We start from the raw sequence: 19,811 nt of genomic DNA on the forward strand, positions 1-19,811 counted from the left end.
CGACACCTCCCGTCCGGGTGAACCGGTGCACTCGGCGGTTCCGGGGCGGCGCGACCGGGCGTGCCAGTGCCCGACGGCCCGGGGCGTTAGTTTGGAAGCGTGGCGGAGGTAGGGGGCACCCGGTCGTCGGCGCGGCTCCGGAGGGCGGTGCTCGACGCCCTGCGGGTGCTGGTGTTCGTCGTGGTGAAGGGGACGGGCCCGGCCCCGGGCAGCAGCCCGCGGGTCCGGTCGACGGTCGTCCTCGGGGCCGCCCTGGCGGTGTTCTTCGCGATCGTGCCGGTCACCCCGGTCCCGTCCGCCACCGGGGGCCTCGTCGTGGTGGTCGGCGGGCTGCTGGCCGCCCTGCCGGCGCTGGCGGTGCTGTGGCGCCCGCTGGTGGCGTGGCGGTTGGCCGTGCTGCAGCTGCTGGTCGCGCCGCTGGTCTACGCCCCGCACGTGGACCTCTCCCGGATGTGGGGCTGGCCGTGGACGATGGGGCTGTCCCTCACCGCGGCGTCCGTGCTCTACCTGGTCGCCGAGACCAACGAGAAGCCGGTCCTGCTCCAGGTGTGGGCGCTGACCACCGCCGCGGTGGCGCCGCACCTGCCCGACTGGCGCAACCTGCTGCTCGTGGCCGCGCTCGCGGCGGGCGTGGTGCTGCTCGGCAACGCGGTGCGGCTGCGCCGGCAGGCCGACCACCGGCGGCTGGTCGAGCAGTCCAAGGCGCACGCGCTGGAGGAGCGCGCCCGCATCGCCCGCGAGCTGCACGACGTCGTCAGCCACCACATGTCCGCGCTCGTGCTGCGCGCCGACGCGGCGGCGTACCGGCTGCCCGACCTGACCCCCGAGGTGCGCGCCGAGTTCGACGTGGTGCAGCGGATGGCCCGCGACGGGCTCGCCGAGATGCGCCGGATGCTCGGCGTGCTGCGGTCGCCCGACGACGCGCCGGGCGCCGCGCCGCAGCCCGGCCCGGAGGACGTGGCCGGGATGGTGGCGCGGTTCCGGGCGACGGGCGCCGAGGTCGCCCTGCGGGTGGACGGCGACCTGGGCCGGCTGCCCGCGGGCGTCGGGCTCTCGGCCTACCGGATCGTCCAGGAAGCGCTGAGCAACAGCGGGCGGCACGCGCCGGGCGCCGCCGTCTCGGTCGAGCTGGCCGTCGTCGGCGGGCGGCTGCGGGTCACCGCGCGGAACGCGGCGGGGCTGCGGCCGGCGCTCGACGTGGACCCGGCCCGGCCCCGGCACGGCCTGGTGGGCATGGGCGAGCGGGTCCGGGCGCTGGGCGGCGGGTTCTCCGCGGGCCCCACCCCGGACGGGGGCTTCGCGGTGGTCGCGGACCTGCCGCTGGACGAGGGGGGCGACGGGTGACGACGACGGTGCTGATCGCGGACGACCAGGCGATGATCCGGGAGAGCTTCCGGGTCGCCCTGGACAGCCGGCCGGACCTGGCGGTGGTCGGCGAGGCCGCGACCGGCTCCGAGGCGGTGGCCCTGGCCCGCGCCCTCGCGCCGGACGTCGTGCTGATGGACGTCCGGATGCCGCTGATGGACGGCCTGGAGGCCACCCGGCGCATCCTGGCCGACGGCGCCGGGCGATCGCGGGTGCTGGTGCTCACGACGTTCGACCTCGACGAGCACGTCTACGGGGCGCTGCGCGCCGGTGCGAGCGGGTTCATGCTGAAGGACTCGCCGCTGGCGGACCTGATGAACGCGGTCCGGGTGGTGGCGGCGGGCCACACGCTGTTCGCGCCCTCGGTCACCCGCCGCCTGGTCGCCGCGTTCGCCGAGCGCGCCGCCGGCCGGCCCGACCCCGCGGCCCTGGCCGGGCTGACCCCCCGCGAGGTGGAGGTGCTGCGCCTGGTCGCGCGCGGCCTGTCGAACGCCGAGATCGCCGGCGCGCTCACGATCGCCGAGCAGACGGCCAAGAGTCACGTCAGCCGGGTGCTGACCAAGCTCGGGCTGCGCGACCGCGCCCAGGCCGTCGTGCTGGCCTACGAATCGGGCCTGGTGACGCCGAACGAGGGCCCCAGGGAGTAGGACCCGGCCGACCGCACCCCGGCCGACCGCACCCCGGCCGACCGCACCCCGGCCGACTGCACCCCGGCCGGCAGCGCCCCGGCCGGCAGCGCCCTGCGGACCGCGACCCGGTCGACCGCTACCCGAGGGGTGGTACCCCGGTACTGCCCCCGGCCGACCCGGTACCGGCGGGCGAGGGCAGGACACCACCGCGGCGGGACGACCTGCGCGCCGCCCGTGCCTACCGTCCGGTGGGTGATCGACACCGCGCCGCCCCGCTCCCCGCTCCTGTCGCGCCCGGCCCACCGGACCCTGGTCGCCGGCGGTCTGGCCGGGGTCGCGGTCGTCGCGGTCGCGCTGCTGTGGTGGCGGTGGGGGTGGCCCCTGGGGATCGACAGCGCGGTGTACCGCTCCGGGGCGTTGGCCGTGGTCGACGGCCAGGACCTCTACGGGCGGCTGGCCGCGACCCCGGAGTGGTCGCCGGACCTCCCGTTCGCCTACCCGCCGACCGCGGCGCTGCTGTTCCTCCCGCTGGCCGTGCTGCCAGCGCAGCTCGCCTGGGGCGCCATGGCGCTGTCGACCGTCGCGGGCCTGGTCGTAGTGGTGCGCCTGGTGCACGCGCACTCGCCGTCCGCCGCGCGGTCCGCGCCTCCCCTGCTGCTCCTGCTCGCGCTGGAACCGGTGTGGCGCACGCTCGGGCTCGGGCAGGTCAACGTCGTGCTCATGGCGCTGGTCTTCGTGGACGTGCTGGTGCTGCGCGGTTCCCGCTGCGGCGGGGTGCTCGTCGGCCTCGCCGCGGCGATCAAGCTGACGCCGTTGATCTTCGTGCTGCACCTGCTGGTCACGCGTCGGCGCGCCGACGCGCTGCGGGCGCTCGGCGCGTTCGCCGGGCTCGGCGGCGTGGCGTTCGCGGTGCTGCCCGGTGACACGGCGCGGTACTGGGGCACGGCCGTCCTGGGCGCCAACGGCGCGATGTCCAACGCCTGGTGGGGCAACCAGTCGCTCAACGGCCTGGTCCAGCGACCGGCGGGCGATCGGCTCGTGGCGACACCGGTCCTGGTGCTGCTGGTCGCCGCCTGCGCCACGGCCGCGGCGCTGCTCGCGCGGGCCGCCGAACAGCGCGGCGACCGGGTGGAGGCCCTGCTGGTCACGGGTTTCTGCGGGGTGCTCGTCAGCCCGGTCTCGTGGACCCACCACTGGGTGTGGGTGGCGCCGCTGTGCGTGCTGGTCGCGGCGCGGGGCCGGCGGGCGGTGCCGGTCGTCGCCCTGGTCGTGGCGTGGTCCAGCGGTTGGGCGTTCGGGCTCGTGCCGCGCGGCGACGGCCGGGAGCAGGCGTGGACGCCGCTGGAGTCGTTGGCGGGCAACGCCTACGTCCTCGGCGCGCTGGTGGCGGGCGCGGCCCTCGCCGCCCGCTCGGCCAAGCGCCGGTCCGGGACCGGGCCGAGCGCCGGCCGGAGCGGTGGAGGCCCCGCGGACCGCGGTGGCGGCGGCTCGTGCTCGTCGGCGGACGAGGCGCCCGGGACAGCGCCGGGCGCCCGTTCGACCTGGTCCGACAGGGGCGCGGCGACCTCCGGCACCGAGGGGGAGGCCGGGTCCGGGGTGGCGCGTTCGTGAACGGCTGTAGTTAGGACTCCTGAAGGTTGAGCTGTCGCCGATCCCGTGCCAGGAGGTATGGTTAGGAGTCCTCAGCAACACGATCGGGGGTGGACCGGGAGTGCGAGACCAGGGCGGCGACAGCACGCAGGGCGACGACGCCGACGAGAACGGCACCGACGGCGCCCTGCCCGCCGAGACCACGGCGGTGGCCAAGGCCGACACCGAGCTCGACCGGCGGCTGGTCGCGGCGCTGGAGCGGATCGGCCACGTCACCCGCACCCTGCTGTGGCGTGACGCCTACAGCACCGGGATGAGCCCCATGCAGGCCCAACTGCTGCTGCACCTGGACACCAGGCGGCAGGCGCACCGGGTGGGCGACCTCGCCGCCGAGTTCGACGTCTCGCCCCCGACGATCAGCGACGCCCTCGCCGCCCTGCGCCGCAAGGGGCTCGTCGCCCGCGAGCAGGACCCGAACGACCGCCGCAGCTTCAGCTTCACCCCGACCCCGGAGGGCGCCCGCGTCGCGGCGGACCTCACGTCGTGGGCCGACCCGATCACCGCGCAGCTGCCGGTGGTCACCGCGGAGCAGAAGGCCGCGACGCTCCGGCTGCTGCTGACGATGATCGCCGGGCTGCACCGGCAGGGCGTGCTCGCCGTCGCCCGGACGTGCCTGACCTGCCGGTTCTTCGTGCGCGACGCGCACCCGGACACCGACCTGGTCCACCACTGCCGCCTGCTGGACACCGCGTTCTCCGACGCCGCGCTGCGCGTGGACTGCGCCGAGCACCAAGCGGCCGACCCCACCGGCTGAGGGCCGCCCGGCCGGGGTGGAGCACCCGCCGAGCGCACCCGCCGGCCCGTTCAGCCGATGGTGGCCCCGCCAAGCCGCACTTGTGGGGAGAACCCCCGCCCCGGCTCGACCACGATGCGCTCCCATGAGCGATGACGACCTGGTGCCCGACGAACTCCGGCTCATCCCGGTGAGCAACACCGCGGACGGCGCCTTCACCGGCGTCCAGGCGGGCGTGATCCACGGCGGGGTGCGGCTGGGCGTCGACCGGACGCCCCGGCTCGTCGCGCTGCGGGCCACCCACGCCGAGCTGGACGACGTGCGGCGGTACTTCGAGCGGCCCGGCGGCTACACCACCGCGCGGCGGCTGCTGGTCGACGTCGGCGCGGAGGAGGTCGTCGAGGCCAACCGCGAACGGCCGCTGGGCGCGTTCGACGACCTCGCCGCCGGAAGTACGGCGGTGGCTGCCGCACCCCACCGTGGCGGGCTGAAGGCGTTGTTGCCATGGGTGGCGCGAGTCCTTCGGCTCCACGGCGTGTCGGCGCGCGACCCGCTGGTGCGTGACCTCGACTTGGCCGAGGTCGAAGTGCCGCTCACCGACGAGCACGACCCCGGCCGGTGGTGCCGTCCGCGCCATCAGCGTGCTCATCGAACGCGGCGATAACCCCAGGGGTCGGCACCGGCTATGGATCCCGGCCGTGTGTCAGCCGGTCGCGCCTGGGGCCGGGCATCGCCCGAGAGCGACCGCCATGTGAGGTCCAGGGCTGAACCGGACGTCGACGCCGACGCGACCACTACTAACCGTTATCCGTTGAGTCCGCCACCCGTTCCAGTGGATGACAGGACGCGTCGAACCGCGATATGCCTTCCCAGTGGATAATGGTGCCACCGTACCGAGTAAGCCATGGTCATGAGCCTGCGGCACGGCAGCGGGCCATCACTTCGACCCACCGCCCCGCCGACAGCGGAACTAGCGGGGCGCCACCCCGCCCGATTCCCAGCGGATATCGCGCCGGTTTCACCTGCCGGCAGCAACCCGATGGGTAGATACCTTGCCGAGCAAGTTTCTTTCCTAAATTTTCCTCAAGTCTCCTCGCAGAGAGGCGACCGTGACTACGACCGCCATTCGGGTGATCTTCGGGGCTGTCGACCCTCACTGCGCGTGAAGCCTTTCCCCACTTCGGCGACCCCGGTGATGGACATGCGTATCCAGTGTCGCTAGACAAACGTCCGGAACGACGGCCGGGTTCCGGATGGTCGATCCGACAGCGTGGTCGGCTTCGGGTTCACCTCGACCCGTCCCGCAGTGGGATCCGATGCAATACCCGGTCCACGGCACTCGCTCCAGGAAAACCGATATCCGACCGAAAACCCTTGGGGGGTTCCGGATGAGTGTGAAGACGAGGACACGCGCATTGTGTGTCGCCGTGGCGGCGACAGCGGCGGCGATGGTGTTGGGACAGGTGGGGCAAGCCGCGGCGGTGACCGCCGAGCAGGATCACGCCGAGGCGGTGCGCACGACGGCGGAAGCCGCCGGTGCGCTGATCGAGCGGGTCTCCCCGGCCGCAGCGCAGGCCGCAGACCTGGAGCCGGGCGTGCGGGCGGACTCCGCACGCGGCCCGGTGGGGGTGACGCTGCCCAAAGCGGGCGCGGACGCCCTGTTGTTGGAGGCGGGAGGCGTGAGTGTCGGCCTGGGCCTTCCCGAGCAGGCCAGAGGCCGTGACGCGCGCACGCTGGCGGACGGCAAGGTCGTGCTGACCGATCCCGCCAGTCCCGTGCAGGTGGTGACCGAGCGGGTCGACGACCTGTCGGCCCGGACGCTGGTCGTGCTCAACGACGCCTCGGCGCCCGCCGAGTACCGGTTCGACCTGCGCGCACCGCAGGGAAGCACGCTGGCGGCGCAGGCCGACGGCGGCGTGCACGTCCTGGACGCCAAGGGCGAGGTGCTGGCTCAGGTGGCCGCCCCATGGGCCAAGGACGCCGCGGGCAAGGACGTCGCCACCTCGTACCGCATCGACGGCGATGCGCTGGTGCAGTCGGTGCGGACGAACTCGACCACGCAGTTCCCGGTGGTCGCCGACCCCAAGCTCACCTACGGGTTCGGCGTCTACCTGAACCTGTGGGGCTTCGAGGCCCGCGCCTACGGCGCCGCGATCGCACTGGTCGTCGCCGGCGGCGCGATCGCCGTGTGCACCTCGGCCAACATCCCTGCGGCCATCGCCTACCTGGTCAAGCTCGTCTGTTCGGCCGGGATCGGCACCGCTGCCTGGGACCTGCTGAAGAACATGGACAGCTGGATCAAGTCCGGCGGCATCAACAACAACACCTGCTACCAGAAGAAGATCATCCCCAACACCGGTGGCTGGGTCGGCGTGGACGGCAGCAACTGCCAGTAAACCGCCCGCGGACAACCCCAAGCCGAGTAGGATGTCGATATGAGCAAATTTCTGGGTGCACTCGAAGGGGCTCTCTACCTGGCTCTGGGCATCACCTTGGCAGCCTTCGACATCCCGCTGTGGGCACGAGTCCTCATCGTGGTTTTGGCGCTCGGAATCGCGATAGTCTCCAACACCAGGGTTCGCCTCGGCCGGCGTGACGGCGGCACGAGGGCGGAACAGAACCGGGCATGACGGTGTTGATCTCCGATCTTTCTTCCGACTGAGTGGTCCGACCGCTTCGACCTCAGCTCGTCGACCGGCCGGTGACACACCGGACGACCGTTACGCCGACCGGCGGCGGCGCCACTCCCCTAATCGATGTCCTCCCCATCGGTGCACCGATGGGGAGGACATCGACTTTGTGGCCGGTCGGCGGACTCGCGCTCTCTCGACGGAAATCGCACTCGGCCGCCCAAAACGAATTCCGACCATTTGTGAAACGACGAGAAGATGAGCCGCACAAGGACCGCCCCGCAGACTTCCGACAGTCTCCGACCGGCGCGGGGGGCTCCGGGGAGCCAGGTCGAGGTCATCCAGGAGGCACGGCGGGTGCTTGCCGAGCTGAACGTGCACCTGGACCGCTGCGGGCTCGCGCCGAACACGATCAAGGCGTACCGCCGGCAGGCCGCTACTTATCTGCACTGGCTGACCGAACACGCCGACGACCACCCTGACGCGCTGTCCGACCCCAGGGCCGCGACGGCCGCGGTCACGGCCTGGCAACAGCACCTGACCCACACTCGCCGCCTCGGGCCGTCGACCGTCAACCAGGCTTCGGTCGCGGTCACGCTGTTCTACGAACACTGCGCACGCTTACCCATCCAGGTCCGTCGGGTTCGCATCCAGCATCCGGGACGCCCTACAGCCCTCACCATGCGACAGCAGACCGAGGTCGAACGAGCCTCCATCCGACGCGGCGAACGGGACGCGGCGATCATCGCCGTACTGCTGTACACGGGCCTGCAAGTCGCAGACTGCGCCCGCCTGAACAGCACGGACGTCTTCATCACCGGCCATACCGGACATCTGCGTCAGCGCAGCCCCAACGGCAAAACCAGCATCGTGCAGCTCCCCGAACCCGCCCTCGACCGGGTCGTGGCCTGGGGGCGGGTGCGTAAGAGCGGCCCAGGTCCCCTCTGGCTCGGCCAACGCGGACGGCTGACCGTCTCCGGCATCACCCAGGTAGTGCTCGCCGTGGGCAATGCCGCCGGCATCGACGGACTGCGGCCGCAATGGCTGCGCCACACCTACACCGCGCGGTTCCACCGCAACACCGCGTCGGGACGATGACCTCGGAGGCGGACGTGCGGCCGGCACGGCCGAGGACCGGCTCGGGTCCGAGATGACCGAACAAGATCCGGTTTTGACGCGGTTTCGTGTCTGGAACCGTTGAAGGCCGCCGTGTAGCCCCGGTGGCGACATGGTCCCCGTAGAGCATGGTAGTGGCCGTGGTCGGTGACGCAGTCGACGCATCCGAGGTTCGTCTTCGGCACAGTCGCGTGTCCACCGCGGTGGTACAGAACTCCGACCAGGGGCTTCTCGCTATCTTGCACTTCATCGGATGCAGGAGCCCGGCTCGGCAGACCATTCCACTCCGCCATCGTTGCCGTATGCCTGGCCACATCGATGCCGATGGATCATGGCTCCGCCGACCGGGTCAACGCGGCCGCGCAACGCGATCCCGGGCCGCCCACCGCGCAGAGCGGCTTCGGCCACGCCGCAGAAGTCGTAGGGTCGGCTCGGCCGCACGCCGCGCGAGCATGCCGTCGTGCTTGCCACGCGGTGCATGCCCAAGACAGCCAGGCAGCCGCTCAGCCGCTACCGACTGCTCAAGATGTGTGGCAGTGGAAACAGATCAGCTGAGACGCGGAAGACTTCAGCACGCGTTCAGTCCATTGCGGACACTGAAACCGGCGGAAGGCGGTGCTGGAGCTGTGCGCGGCGGCCCCGGACGGCCGCGGCACGCTGTACCGGGCGTTCCGCGTGGCGGCCCGGGTGCGGGAAGCGGCCTGAGCCCGGTGGGGCGCCGCGCCGCCGTCGGGGGCCGGCGGTCCGCGCGTGCGCGGCTGTCGCATTCGGTCGCACGACTGTGACGAAGCCGTGGACGGACCCGCACGGTCCGCGCCGACCATGGGGCATGGGCACGGACCGCGTCATCACCGGGCGGCCCCCGCCCTGGACCGCCCGGCCCGCTCGCGCCGGCCGGTCCGGCGCGGGGGTCGGCGCGGCGTGCGTGGACCGTTCGGCGTAACCGCTGGTATACCGTTGCCCCGCAGAAACCCGCTACCGGCGAGGAGCCCCACCAGTGTCGCGGTTGTTGCTCGTGGAGGACGATGCGGCGCTGGCCGAGGCGCTGTCGCGCGCGCTGCGCGGGCTCGGGCACGAGGTCACCGTGGCGGCGACCGGCGAGCAGGCCCTGGAGTCCGTGCTCGACCGGCGCGCGCCGACCGACCTGGTGCTGCTGGACGTGATGCTGCCCGGTGTCGACGGGTTCGAGGTGTGCCGCCGCATCCGCGCGAGCGAGGCGGTCCCGGTGATCCTGCTGACCGCGCGCGGCGACGCGGTGGACGTCGTGGTGGGCCTGGAGTGCGGCGCCGACGACTACGTGGTGAAACCGGTCGAGCCGCGGGTGCTCGACGCGCGGGTCAAGGCGATCCTGCGCCGGGCGGCGCCCGCGCGGCCGACCAGGCGGCACGTGCACACCGTCGGCGACCTGGAGCTGGACACCGTCGCCATGGTGGTGACCCGGGGCGGGGTCGAGGTGAACCTCACCGCCACCGAGATCCGGCTGCTGATCGAGTTCGTCGAGCACGCCGGTCAGGTCCTGAGCAGGCAGGCGCTGCTCAAGCGGGTGTGGGACTACGGCTTCGCCGGCGACTCGCGCCTGGTCGACGCGGCGGTGGCCCGGCTGCGGGCCAAGATCGAGCCGGAACCGGCCAACCCCGTGCTGCTGCGCACCGTCCGGGGGTTCGGCTACCGCCTGGTCCGCCCGTGACCTGGCGGCCCGGCCTGCGGGCCGGCATCGTGCTGACCGTCGTGCTGGTCACCCTCGTCACCACCGTCGCCATGGCGCTGACGACCTACGGCCTGCAGGCCGGGGCCGCCCGGGAGCGGTTCGCCGCCTCCGCCCGGGCCGGGTTCGACTCCGACGCCCAGCAGGCGCACCAGTTCCTGGTCCACAGCGCCGCCTTCGAGTCCCCGGTCGCCGGCGTGGCCGAGTACATGCGCGCCCGGCTCGGCCTCACCTGGGCGCTGGTGAACTTCACCGGGACCTCCGGCCCGCTCTCCTCCGCCGAGGGCGGGCACTACGTCCCGGTCGCGGGGTCCGCGGGCTCGTCGCCCGACCGGCTCCCGGTGGCGGAGGTCGACCGCGCGCGGCAGCGGCGGACGCCGCTGAGCTACCCCGTGGACACCCCGGACGGGCCGCAGCTGGCGATCGTCGGCGAGGTCGAGCCGGGCCTGCTGCTGGCCGAGTTCTACAACATGCGCGGCCTCGACGACGAGCTGGCCACCCTGCGCCGCCGGCTCGCCGCGGTGGCGGCGGTCATCGCCCTGCTCGGCGGCGGGCTGGGCGTGCTCGTCGCGCGCCGCGTCCAGCGGCCGGTGCGCACGGCCGCCGCCGCGGCCCGCGAGTTCGGGGCGGGCGCGCTGGGCACCAGGCTGCCGGTGCGGGGGCGCGACGAGCTGGCCGACCTCGCCGGGTCGTTCAACGCGATGGCGCAGCGGCTGGGCGAGTCCATCGAGCAGCTGCGGGCGAAGGACCGGCAGCAGCGCCGGTTCGTCGCCGACGTGGCGCACGACCTGCGCACCCCGGTGGCGTCGGTGATCGCGGCGGCGGACGGCCTGCGCAGCCCGGACGAGGCGGACCGGGAGCGGTCGGCGGAGCTGCTCGGCGCCCAGGCGCGGCGGCTGGGCGCCCTGGTCGAGGACCTGCTGGAGATGTCGCGGTTCGACGCGGGCGCCGCCGAGTACCGGCCCGAGGTCGTCGACCTGCGCGCGCTGGTGGACGACGCCGTCGAGCTGAGCGCGCCGGGGGTCGACGTCGCCGTGCGGTGCGCCGGGGACGTCACCGTCGTCGGCGATCCCCGCCGCCTGCACACGATCGTGCGCAACCTGGTGTCCAACGCCGTGCGGCACGGCGCGCCGCCGGTCGCGGTGACCATCGACGGGACGGACCCCGACCTGGCGCGGGTGGTCGTCGCCGACTCCGGGCCCGGCCTGCCCGCCGAGCTGGCGCCGGTCGCCTTCGACCGCTTCGTGCGCGGCGACCGGGCCCGCGGGCGCACCGGGGGCAGCGGCCTGGGCCTGGCCATTGCGCGGGAGAACGCCCGGCTGCACGGCGGCCGGCTGGAGGTCGGCCACGACGGCGGCGCGGTGTTCACCCTGACCGTGCCGCGGGGCCGCGTGGGGTGACCCGGGCGGCCGGTCCCGTCACACGACCGTCACGGTCCGCGGACCGGGCGCGCACACGGCGGCGGCAGGCTCGGTGGGGCGGCCGGTCCCGGCCGCCGGCCCACCGGGGAGGACGACTTGTCAGCAGTGGAACACCGGCCGGTCGCCGCCGGGCTCGACGCGCGCGGGGCGGTGCGGGCGCCCCGCGACCGGGTCCCCGCCGCCCCGGTGGCGGAGGCGCGGGTCGACCTGGGCGCCGTCGCGGACAACGTCGGGCTGGTCGCGAGGAGCACCGACGCCGGCGTGATGGCCGTGGTCAAGGCCGACGGCTTCGGCCACGGCGGCGTGCGGACCGCCCGGGCCGCCGTGGCCGGCGGGGCGGGCTGGCTGGGCGTGACCTCCGGCGCGGAGGCGCTGGAGCTGCGCGCCGCCGGGGTGACCGCGCCGATCCTGTGCTGGCTGACCGCGCCGGCCCAGGACTTCCGCGCGGTGATCGCGGCCGACGTGGACGTCGCGGTGTCCACCGTGCCGCACCTGCGCTCGGTCGCCGAGGACGCGGCCCGGCTCTCGACGCGCGCGGTGGTCCAGCTGGAGGCCGACACCGGCCTGTCCCGCAACGGGGCCCGCCCCGGCGACTGGTGCGAACTGGTCGCGGCGGCGCGCCGCCTGGAGCGCCGGGGCCTGGTGCGGGTCCGGGGGATCTGGTCGCACCTCGCCCACGCCGACCGCCCGTGGCACCCCGGTGTCGACGAGCAGCGGCGGCTGTTCGACGAGCTGGTCGGGCAGGCCCGCGCCGGCGGGCTGGACCCGGAGCTGCTGCACCTGGCGAACTCGGCGGCGGCGCTCGGCCACCCCGGCACGCACTACGACCTGGTGCGCGCGGGGTTGGCGGTCTACGGCGTGGAGCCGGTCGCGGGCCGGGTCTTCGGGCTGCGGCCGGCGATGACGCTGTGCGCCCGCCTGATCAACGCCAAGCGGGTGCCCGCGGGCACCGGGGTGTCCTACGGCCACCGGTACACCACGGCCGCGGCGGGCGCGCTCGGCCTGGTGCCGCTGGGCTACGCCGACGGCGTGCCCAGGGCCGCGAGCGGCAGCGCCGAGGTGTGGGTCGGCGGCGCCCGGCGCCCGGTGGCCGGGCTGGTCTGCATGGACCAGTTCGTGGTGGACCTGGGCGGCGGCGGGGCGGCGACCGGCGACGAGGTGGTGCTGTTCGGGCCGGGTGACCGCGGCGAGCCCACGGTCCTGGACTGGGCCCGGTGGGCGCGGACGAACCCGCACGAGGTCCTGACCGGGATCGGCGGTCGCGTCCCGCGCCGCTACCCCCGGGCGGCGGGTGCGCCCCGTGGCTGAGTCGCGCGTGCGGATCGCGGTGCTGTTCGGTGGCCGCAACGGCGAGCACGAGGTCTCCTGCCGGTCCGCGGAGGGCGTGCTGGCCGCCCTGGACCCCGCGCGGTACGACGTCCTGCCCGTCCGGATCACCAGGGCGGGCCGCTGGGAGGTCGGTGGGGCCGCCGGCGTCGGCGTCTTCGCCGCGGTGCGGGCGCTGCGCGCCGTGGACGTCGCCTTCCCGCTGCTGCACGGGCCGTTCGGCGAGGACGGGACCGTGCAGGCCGCCCTGCGGCACGCGGGGATCCGGCACGTCGGCAGCGACGCCCCGGCCTGCGCCATCGGCATGGACAAGGAGTGCACGAAGAAGTTGTTGGCCGACAACGGGATCGCGGTGGCGGAGTCGGTCGTGCTGCGTTCGGCGGCGTGCTCGCTGTCCCACCGCGAGCGCGAAGCCCTGGGGCTGCCGGTGTTCGTCAAGCCCGCCCGCGCCGGGTCGAGCGTCGGTGTGTCCAGGGTGGACGGTTGGGACCGGTTGGGCGCAGCGGTGGCGGCGGCGCGGGCGGTGGACCCGAAGGTGCTGGTGGAGCGGGCGGTGCCGGGCCGGGAGGTCGACGTCGGCGTGCTGGAGCTCCCGGACGGCGGCCTCGCGGTGAGCCCGCCGCTGGAGATCGGTGTCGCGGGCGGGCGCGACTTCTTCGACTTCGAGGCGAAGTACCGCGCCGGCGGCGCGGTCTTCACGGTCCCGGCGGCGCTGGGCGAACCGCTCGGGGCGCGGCTGCGCGCCCTGGCCGTGCGCGCCTTCCGCGCGCTGGGCTGCCGGGGCCTGCTGCGCGTCGACTTCCTGCTCGGTGACGGCGACGAGCCGGTGGTCAACGAGGTGAACACGATGCCGGGCTTCACCCACGCCTCGCAGTTCCCGAGGATGTGGCAGGCGGCGGGGATCGGCTACGGGCGGTTGCTCGACACCCTCGTGGAGACCGCGCTGAGCCGCTGAGCCCACCGGTCGGCGGCGGGCGCGCCGGGAACGGGCGCCCCGGTCGGGCGCTCGCCGACCCGGGACCGGCGCCGGGCGGACTACCGCCGCGGGCGGCGGGCGCCGCCGTGCCGGCGGGGCGGCGGCTCGTCGGCGGGCTCGTCATGGTGCGGGCCGCCCGGCGGCTCCTGGAACACCGCGACCGGGAACCGGCCGGCGTCGGCGGGCGCGAGGGGCTTCGTCGGGCGCGGGGCGTCCGGGTGGCTGAACAGCGCGTCCGTGTGGCGGGTCGACACCGGACGCGTTCCGGCGGGGGAGGCGTGCTGGGATGACATGTTTTTCCGTCTTTCTCCGCGTCCCGTGGGCACTCGCTGCGAGCGATGTGGCAGCCGCCTCACGACGCGGGGGATTCGGGTGGACTCCGCGTGAACCCGCCCGATGGCACCGACGCTACACCCCGCGACGCCTCCGCGTGCGGTCGGTGCGCTCCGGCCCACGGGTGGGCCGCGCCCCGGTGCGCGGGGCGCGCAGGTCACGGGCTCGCGCATCGGTCGATCGGTGGACTTCGCGGAGCCGGGGTGGAGGTCGGGGATCGGTTGATCCACCGATCCGCCGCGCCGCGCGGCCGAGCACGCTGGGGCCATGTCGTTCAACGGAGCAAGCACGGGAGTGGGACCGGTCACCGCCCGGGAGCGGATGCTCGCCCCGGACCTCGCGCGGGGGCTGATGCTGGCGCTGATCGCGTTGGCCAACTCGGTGGTGTACCTCTACGGCCGCCCCTACGGCGTGCGGCAGCACATCGTGGAGCACGGCGTGGTCGACCGCGTCGTCAGCGTGCTCGACGTGACCCTGGTCGACGCGCGCGCGTACCCGATGTTCGCCGCGCTGTTCGCCTACGGCGTCGTGCAGGTGCTGCAACGGCAACGGGCGGCCGGCGTCCCGGAGGGCGAGGCCAAGCGGCTGCTGCGGCGGCGGAGCCGTTGGCTGATCGCGTTCGGGTTCGTGCACGCGGTGCTGCTGTTCCCCGGTGACGTGCTGGGCCTGTACGGGGTCCTGGGCTTCGCGCTCGTCGCGCTGACGCGGGTGTCGGACCGCGCGCTGCTCATCGCCGCCGTCGCCTGGCTGGTGGTCGTGGCGGTGGTCCAGGGGGCCGCCTACGCGGTGCCCGCGGACGGCGGGCGCTCCTTCTTCTGGTCGTTCGAGACGGCGGACCCGGTCGAGGCGATGTCCCTGCGCCCGATGGAGTGGCTGATGACCCCGTTCGGGTTGGTGGGCGTGGGCAGCGCCGCCCTGGTGGGCACGTGGGCGGCCCGGCGCGGGGTGCTCGCCGACCCGGCCGCGCACCGCGTCCTGCTGGCGCGCACGGCGGTCGGCGGGCTGGTGGCGGCCGTCGCGGGCGGGTTGCCGGCGGGGCTGGCGGTGGGCGGCTACTGGGAGCCGGCCTCGTCGCTGGCGCTGTGGGGCTCCTCGGCGCTGCACGCGGTGACCGGGATCGCCGGCGGCCTGGGGTACGCGGCGCTGATCGGGTTGCTCGCGCTCCGCGTCGGCGACCGGCGCGGCCCGGTGGTGCGGGCGGTCGCGGCGTGCGGGCAGCGCTCGCTGAGCTGCTACCTGTTCCAGTCGGTGGTGTTCGTGGCGCTGCTGGCGCCCTCCGCCCTCGGGCTGGGCGGGACGCTCGGGACGGCGCAGACCGCGCTGGTCGCCCTGGGGACGTGGCTGGTCTCGGTGCTGCTGGCCGACCTGCTGCGGCGCGCGGGGCGCCGGGGCCCGGCGGAGGCGCTGCTGCGCCGGCTGACCTACCGGGCCCCGGCGGGGAAGATGGCGCGGTGACTTCGGTGGAGCAACGGCTGGGCCTGGTGCGGGAGCAGCGGTGGAACCTGACGTGGGCGCTCGCCCCGTACGGCCTGCTGGTCCTGGCCTGCGCGATGTCGCTGGCGCAGCCGGGCGCCGCGGGGTGGCGGCACGACCTGGTCACGCTGGGCGTCGCCGCCGGGCTCGGGCTGTGGCACTGGTGGTTCGTCGTGGCGCACCCGCAGTGGTGCGAGCGCCTGACGTGGTTCATGGCGGTGTACTTCGTCGGCCTGCTCGGCTTCACCACGGTCCTGGTGCAGCGCAGCGACGCCTTCCAGCTGTTCGTCCCGGCGTGCTACGTGCTGGCGTTCGTCACGATGCCGGGGTGGCCCGCGTACCCGGGCGTGGTGGCGGCGGGCGTCCCGTGGCTGCTGGCGCCGGGGACCGACCTCCGGATGACGCTGTTCGACATCGCGATGGCCACGCCGCTGGCCGCGCTGGTCGGCGGGGTGATCCGGGCCATGGAGCGGGAGGCGATCCGGCGGCGGGAGGTCAACGGCGAGCTGGTCGCCATGGCCGCGGAGAACGCCCGGCTGCACGAGCTGCTGGTGACCCGGGCCAGGGAGGCGGGGATCGCGGAGGAGCGCGCGCGGATGGCCCGCGAGATCCACGACACCGTGGCGCAGGGGCTGACCGGGATCGTCACGCAGCTGGAGGCGGCCGGGGAGCTGCCGGCCCCCGACCCGGTGCGCGGCCGGATCGACACCGCCCGGAACCTGGCGCGCACCAGCCTGGTGGAGGTCCGCCGGTCGATCGAGGCGCTGCGCCCCGGCCCGCTGCAGGGCGCGCGGCTCGGCGAGGCCGTGCGGCAGGCGGTGGCGACCTGGCGGGAGCAGTACGACGTCCCGGTGACCTTCACCGTGACCGGGGAGCCGCAGCCGGCGCACTCGGAGGTCGAGGTGACCGTCCTGCGCGCGGCGCAGGAGGCCCTGTCCAACGCCGGTCGGCACGCGCGGGCGCGCCGGGTGGACGTCACGCTGTCCTACATGGAGGACGTCATCGTCCTGGACGTGCGCGACGACGGGGTGGGCTTCGAGCCGGCGGCGGTCGGGGGGTTCGGCCTGACCGCCCTCCGGCAGCGGGTGCGGTCGCTGTCGGGGTTCGTGGACGTCGAGTCCGCGCCGGGGGCGGGGACGGCGGTCAGCGTGTGCGTCCCGGTGATCGAGGTGGAGCGGTGACGCCCCTGCGGCTGGTGGTCGTGGACGACCACCCGGTGGTGCGCGACGGGTTGCGCGGGATGCTCGGCTCCCAGCCGGACTTCGAGATCGTCGGCGAGGCCGCGAGCGGCGCCGAGGCGCTGACCGTGGTGGCCGCCGCGCGGCCGGACGTGGTGCTGACCGACCTGCGGATGCCCGAGCCCAGCGGCGGCGCGCTGATCCGGCTGCTGCGCGAACGCGTCCCCACCGCCCGGGTCCTGGTGCTCACCACCCACGACACGGACTCCGACGTGCTGCCCGCGGTGGAGGCGGGCGCGATCGGGTACCTGCTCAAGGACGCGCCCCGCGAGGAGCTGTTCCGCGCGGTGCGCGCCGCCGCGCGCGGCGAGTCCGTGCTCTCGCCGTCGGTCGCCGCCCTGCTGCTCGACCGGGTCCGCCCGCGCCGCCCCCTGCCGCGGGCCCGGTTGAGCGCGCGGGAGCGGGAGGTCCTCGCGCTGATCGCCCGGGGCCGGACCAACCGGGAGGCCGCGGCGGCGCTGCACATCAGCGAGGCCACGGTCAAGACCCACCTCCTGCACATCTACGCCAAGCTGGAGGTGCCCGACCGCGCCTCCGCCGTGGCCGCCGCCTTCCAGCGGGGCATCCTGAGCTGACCGCGGTGCCGGGATCGGGCGGGACTACCCGAGCCGGTGGCGGGCGGCGGCGTTCGAGGTCGGCGGCCACCGGTTCGCCACGGCCGAGCACTGCGTGATGCGGCCGGACCATGAAGCGGCGGTGCCTGCTGAACACCTCACGAGCCGTCCCGAGGCACTGCCGATCAACGCTTGGCGTCACCTGACAGCTGCACTACCCCGCAGGAGCACGCAAAGTATTTTCCACGCAGGAGTGGCGCACCTCGTGCGCATACCGGTCGCTTCGTGTTCTCCTCCCCGTACGGCCTGGGCGCAGCCCAATCATGCCGAGCAGGGGGTGTCAAGCACGCTTCACCGCTTGACACCCCCTGCTCGGCATGATTGCCTCCGGCAGGCCGTACGGGGAGGAGAACACGACCGCTCTTTCTTTTCCTCCTCCTTGGGGGCCTCTCGGCCGCTCTTCTTACTTGTGTCCCGCACCGATCCGGGTAAGAATTGGTGCTGTACCGCCCGAGGCTGGAAAGAAAAAGAGTCCTCGCCGGACAGGCAGGCCGCCAAGGAGAATGAAAAGAAACTGCGGTCGTGTTCCCCCCGCATGACCTGTCAAAGACGACCATGCTTTTCCTGGGGGTGCAAGCGAAAAGCGTGCTTGCACCCCCAGGAAAAGCATGGTAGCCCTCCGGGCAGGCCATACGGGGAGAACACGAAGGCACCGGTCTGCACGGGGCGTGTTGAGAGCCAAAAGGCAAAAGCGGCGAGTCGGGCTGCGCGGGGTGTGCCGAGAGCCGAAGGTTTCGGGCGGCGGGGTCTGTGCGGGCGGATCGGTGCTGCTCGCGCTTTCGGGGGCTTGGCGAGTCGACGGACTTCGACGGGGTACCCGCACCGGGTGACCGAACACCGCGCCCGAGAACACGACACCCGAGGACACCGCGTTCGAGGACACCGCGTCCGGGAACGCCGCGCCGGAGAACGCCGCGCCGAAGGGCACGCCCCCGGCAGCGGTCGCCGGCGTGCGAGCGGACCCCGCACCGAGGGCGTCTGATCGCCATGCGCATCACCCGCAAGCCCACGGGCCAGAAGTTCTTCGACCTGTTCACCGAGGTCGGCTCCAACATCGGCGCCAGCGTCGAGGTGTTGCGCGACTTCGTGCGCGCCCCAGTCGACCGGCGCGCCGACCTGGCCGAGCGGATGCACGCGCTGGAGAACGTCGGCGACGACGCCACCCACGCCATCATCGAGCACCTGGACCGGTCGTTCGTCACGCCGTTCGACCGGGACGACATCTACCGTCTGGCGGTCCGGCTCGACGACGTGGTCGACCACATGGACGCCGCCGTCGACCTGGCGACCCTCTACCGGGTGAGCGAGCTGCCCGAGGGCGTGGAGGCGCAGGTGGACCTGCTGTGCCGGGCGGCCCGGCTGACCGCCGAGGCGATGCCGCGCCTGGCCGCGCCGCAGGAGCTGACCGCCTACTGGGTGGAGGTCAACGGGCTGGAGAACGAGGCCGACCGGGTCTACCGGCGGCTGCTGTCGGCGCTGTTCGACGGGCGGCGGGACGCGCTGGAGGTCATGAAGCTCAAGGACGTCGTGGAGGAGCTGGAGCAGGCCGCCGACGCGTTCGAGCACGTCGCCGACGTCGTGCACTCGATCGCGGTCAAGGAGTCCTGATGCTCACGGCCGGGCTGGTGCTCGTGGTGGTGCTCGCCCTGGCGTTCGACTTCACCAACGGCTTCCACGACGCGGCCAACGCCATCGCGAGCGCCGTGTCCACCCGCGCGCTGACCCTTCGGGCCGCGCTGGCGCTGGCCGCGGTGATGAACCTGGTCGGCGCGCTGCTGGGCACCGGTGTCGCGGTCACCATCGCCTCGGGGGTCATCGACACGCCGGTCGGCGCGGACGCCCTGCACGTGGTGACCGCCGCACTGGTCGGGGCGATCGCCTGGAACCTCGTCACGTGGTACTTCGGCCTGCCCTCCTCCTCGTCGCACGCCCTGGTCGGCGGGCTGGTCGGCGCCGCGCTGGCGTCGGCGACCTCGGTGCGCTGGGCGGGCGTGCTGGAGAAGGTGGTGGTCCCGATGGTGGTCTCCCCCGTCATCGGCCTGGTGCTCGGCTACCTGGTGATGACCGCGATCCAGTGGGCGTTCCGCAACGCCAACGCCCACCGCGCCGGCCGCCTGATGCGCCGGGCGCAGGTGGTCTCGGCCGCGAGCCTCGCCCTGGGCCACGGCCTGCAGGACGCGCAGAAGAGCATGGGCGTCATCGTGCTGGCCCTGGTGGTGACCGGGCGCCAGGGCGACTACTCGGTGCCGCTGTGGGTGGTCGTGGCGTGCGCGCTGGCGCTGTCGGCGGGCACCTGGTCCGGCGGCCTGCGGATCATGCGCACGCTGGGCAGGCGCATCTTCCACCTGACCCCGCCGCACGGCTTCGCCGCCGAGCTGTCGGCGTCGTCGGTGCTGTACCTGACGGCGTTCGCGTTCGCCGCGCCGGTCTCCACCACGCACGTGATCACCTCGGCGGTGATGGGGGTGGGCGCGACCACCCGGCGCTCGGCCGTGCGGTGGTCGGTGGCGGCCGACATCGCCAAGGGCTGGGTGCTGACCCTGCCGGCGTCGGCCGCCGCCGCCGCCGCTTACGGCGTCACGGCGCTCCTGTGAGGACTCCC

The 19,811-nt window shown here is 74.2% G+C and carries 18 protein-coding genes; 17 read left to right on the top strand and 1 reads right to left on the bottom strand.

What is annotated here, in order from left to right; all coding sequences use genetic code 11:
• The first annotated feature begins 99 nt into the window (after positions 1-99).
• From JOE68_RS30935 to JOE68_RS05895, 12 genes are all read left to right on the top strand, one after another.
• Positions 100-1,344 (top strand): sensor histidine kinase, encoded by a 1,245-nt coding sequence (locus JOE68_RS30935; RefSeq protein ID WP_204841312.1) that lies wholly within the window; start codon positions 100-102, stop codon positions 1,342-1,344.
• The gene (locus JOE68_RS05845; protein WP_204841313.1) at positions 1,341-2,012 is read left to right on the top strand and encodes a response regulator; all 672 of its coding nucleotides are present in this window, start codon (positions 1,341-1,343) and stop codon (positions 2,010-2,012) included. The genes JOE68_RS30935 and JOE68_RS05845 overlap by 4 nt, the downstream gene beginning before the upstream one ends.
• A gap of 234 nt (positions 2,013-2,246) precedes the next feature.
• Complete coding sequence (locus tag JOE68_RS05850; protein ID WP_307819548.1) at positions 2,247-3,605, top strand: glycosyltransferase 87 family protein; 1,359 nt, start codon at positions 2,247-2,249, stop codon at positions 3,603-3,605.
• A gap of 100 nt (positions 3,606-3,705) precedes the next feature.
• Positions 3,706-4,398, top strand: coding sequence for a MarR family winged helix-turn-helix transcriptional regulator (locus JOE68_RS05855; protein WP_204841314.1), 693 nt, complete (start codon positions 3,706-3,708; stop codon positions 4,396-4,398).
• Between the two features lie 124 nt (positions 4,399-4,522).
• A complete protein-coding gene (locus JOE68_RS05860; RefSeq protein WP_204841315.1) occupies positions 4,523-5,041 on the top strand; it encodes a hypothetical protein in 519 nt (172 codons plus the stop codon).
• Positions 5,042-5,804: 763 nt separating this feature from the next.
• Positions 5,805-6,773 (top strand): hypothetical protein, encoded by a 969-nt coding sequence (locus tag JOE68_RS05865; protein ID WP_204841316.1) that lies wholly within the window; start codon positions 5,805-5,807, stop codon positions 6,771-6,773.
• Between the two features lie 39 nt (positions 6,774-6,812).
• On the top strand, positions 6,813-7,007 hold the full coding sequence (locus JOE68_RS05870; RefSeq protein WP_204841317.1) for a hypothetical protein: 195 nt from the start codon (positions 6,813-6,815) through the stop codon (positions 7,005-7,007).
• 357 nt (positions 7,008-7,364) lie between these two features.
• On the top strand, positions 7,365-8,105 hold the full coding sequence (locus JOE68_RS05875) for a tyrosine-type recombinase/integrase (RefSeq protein WP_204841318.1): 741 nt from the start codon (positions 7,365-7,367) through the stop codon (positions 8,103-8,105).
• Positions 8,106-9,120: 1,015 nt separating this feature from the next.
• Positions 9,121-9,810, top strand: a complete 690-nt coding sequence (locus JOE68_RS05880) for a response regulator (RefSeq protein ID WP_204841319.1) — start codon at positions 9,121-9,123, stop codon at positions 9,808-9,810.
• Positions 9,807-11,228 (top strand): sensor histidine kinase, encoded by a 1,422-nt coding sequence (locus tag JOE68_RS05885; RefSeq protein ID WP_307819549.1) that lies wholly within the window; start codon positions 9,807-9,809, stop codon positions 11,226-11,228. The genes JOE68_RS05880 and JOE68_RS05885 overlap by 4 nt, the downstream gene beginning before the upstream one ends.
• Before the next feature lie 207 nt (positions 11,229-11,435).
• The gene (gene alr, locus JOE68_RS05890) at positions 11,436-12,557 is read left to right on the top strand and encodes an alanine racemase (protein WP_204845950.1); all 1,122 of its coding nucleotides are present in this window, start codon (positions 11,436-11,438) and stop codon (positions 12,555-12,557) included.
• Positions 12,550-13,530 carry a D-alanine--D-alanine ligase family protein gene (locus JOE68_RS05895; RefSeq protein ID WP_204841320.1) on the top strand — a complete coding sequence of 327 codons (981 nt, stop codon included), beginning with the start codon at positions 12,550-12,552 and terminating at the stop codon, positions 13,528-13,530. Before alr ends, JOE68_RS05895 begins: the two co-directional genes overlap by 8 nt.
• An 80-nt stretch (positions 13,531-13,610) precedes the next feature.
• On the opposite strand, the gene JOE68_RS05900 is transcribed toward JOE68_RS05895, so the two are convergent.
• On the bottom strand, positions 13,611-13,805 hold the full coding sequence (locus JOE68_RS05900) for a hypothetical protein (RefSeq protein ID WP_204841321.1): 195 nt from the start codon (positions 13,803-13,805) through the stop codon (positions 13,611-13,613).
• A gap of 346 nt (positions 13,806-14,151) precedes the next feature.
• Here JOE68_RS05900 and JOE68_RS05905 point away from each other — a divergent pair, with 346 nt between their 5' ends.
• From JOE68_RS05905 to JOE68_RS05925, 5 genes are all read left to right on the top strand, one after another.
• Positions 14,152-15,339, top strand: a complete 1,188-nt coding sequence (locus JOE68_RS05905; protein WP_204841322.1) for a DUF418 domain-containing protein — start codon at positions 14,152-14,154, stop codon at positions 15,337-15,339.
• Positions 15,336-16,538 carry a sensor histidine kinase gene (locus JOE68_RS32170; RefSeq protein WP_204841323.1) on the top strand — a complete coding sequence of 401 codons (1,203 nt, stop codon included), beginning with the start codon at positions 15,336-15,338 and terminating at the stop codon, positions 16,536-16,538. Before JOE68_RS05905 ends, JOE68_RS32170 begins: the two co-directional genes overlap by 4 nt.
• Entirely contained in the window at positions 16,535-17,170 is a 636-nt protein-coding gene (locus tag JOE68_RS05915) for a response regulator (protein ID WP_204841324.1), read from the top strand. Before JOE68_RS32170 ends, JOE68_RS05915 begins: the two co-directional genes overlap by 4 nt.
• Positions 17,171-18,196: 1,026 nt before the next feature.
• Entirely contained in the window at positions 18,197-18,817 is a 621-nt protein-coding gene (locus JOE68_RS05920) for a DUF47 domain-containing protein (RefSeq protein WP_204841325.1), read from the top strand.
• On the top strand, positions 18,817-19,803 hold the full coding sequence (locus JOE68_RS05925) for an inorganic phosphate transporter (RefSeq protein ID WP_204841326.1): 987 nt from the start codon (positions 18,817-18,819) through the stop codon (positions 19,801-19,803). The genes JOE68_RS05920 and JOE68_RS05925 overlap by 1 nt, the downstream gene beginning before the upstream one ends.
• The last annotated feature ends 8 nt before the right edge of the window (positions 19,804-19,811 follow it).

It is taken from the genome of Saccharothrix algeriensis (assembly GCF_016907655.1).
Classification (GTDB): Bacteria; Actinomycetota; Actinomycetes; order Mycobacteriales; family Pseudonocardiaceae; genus Actinosynnema; species Actinosynnema algeriense.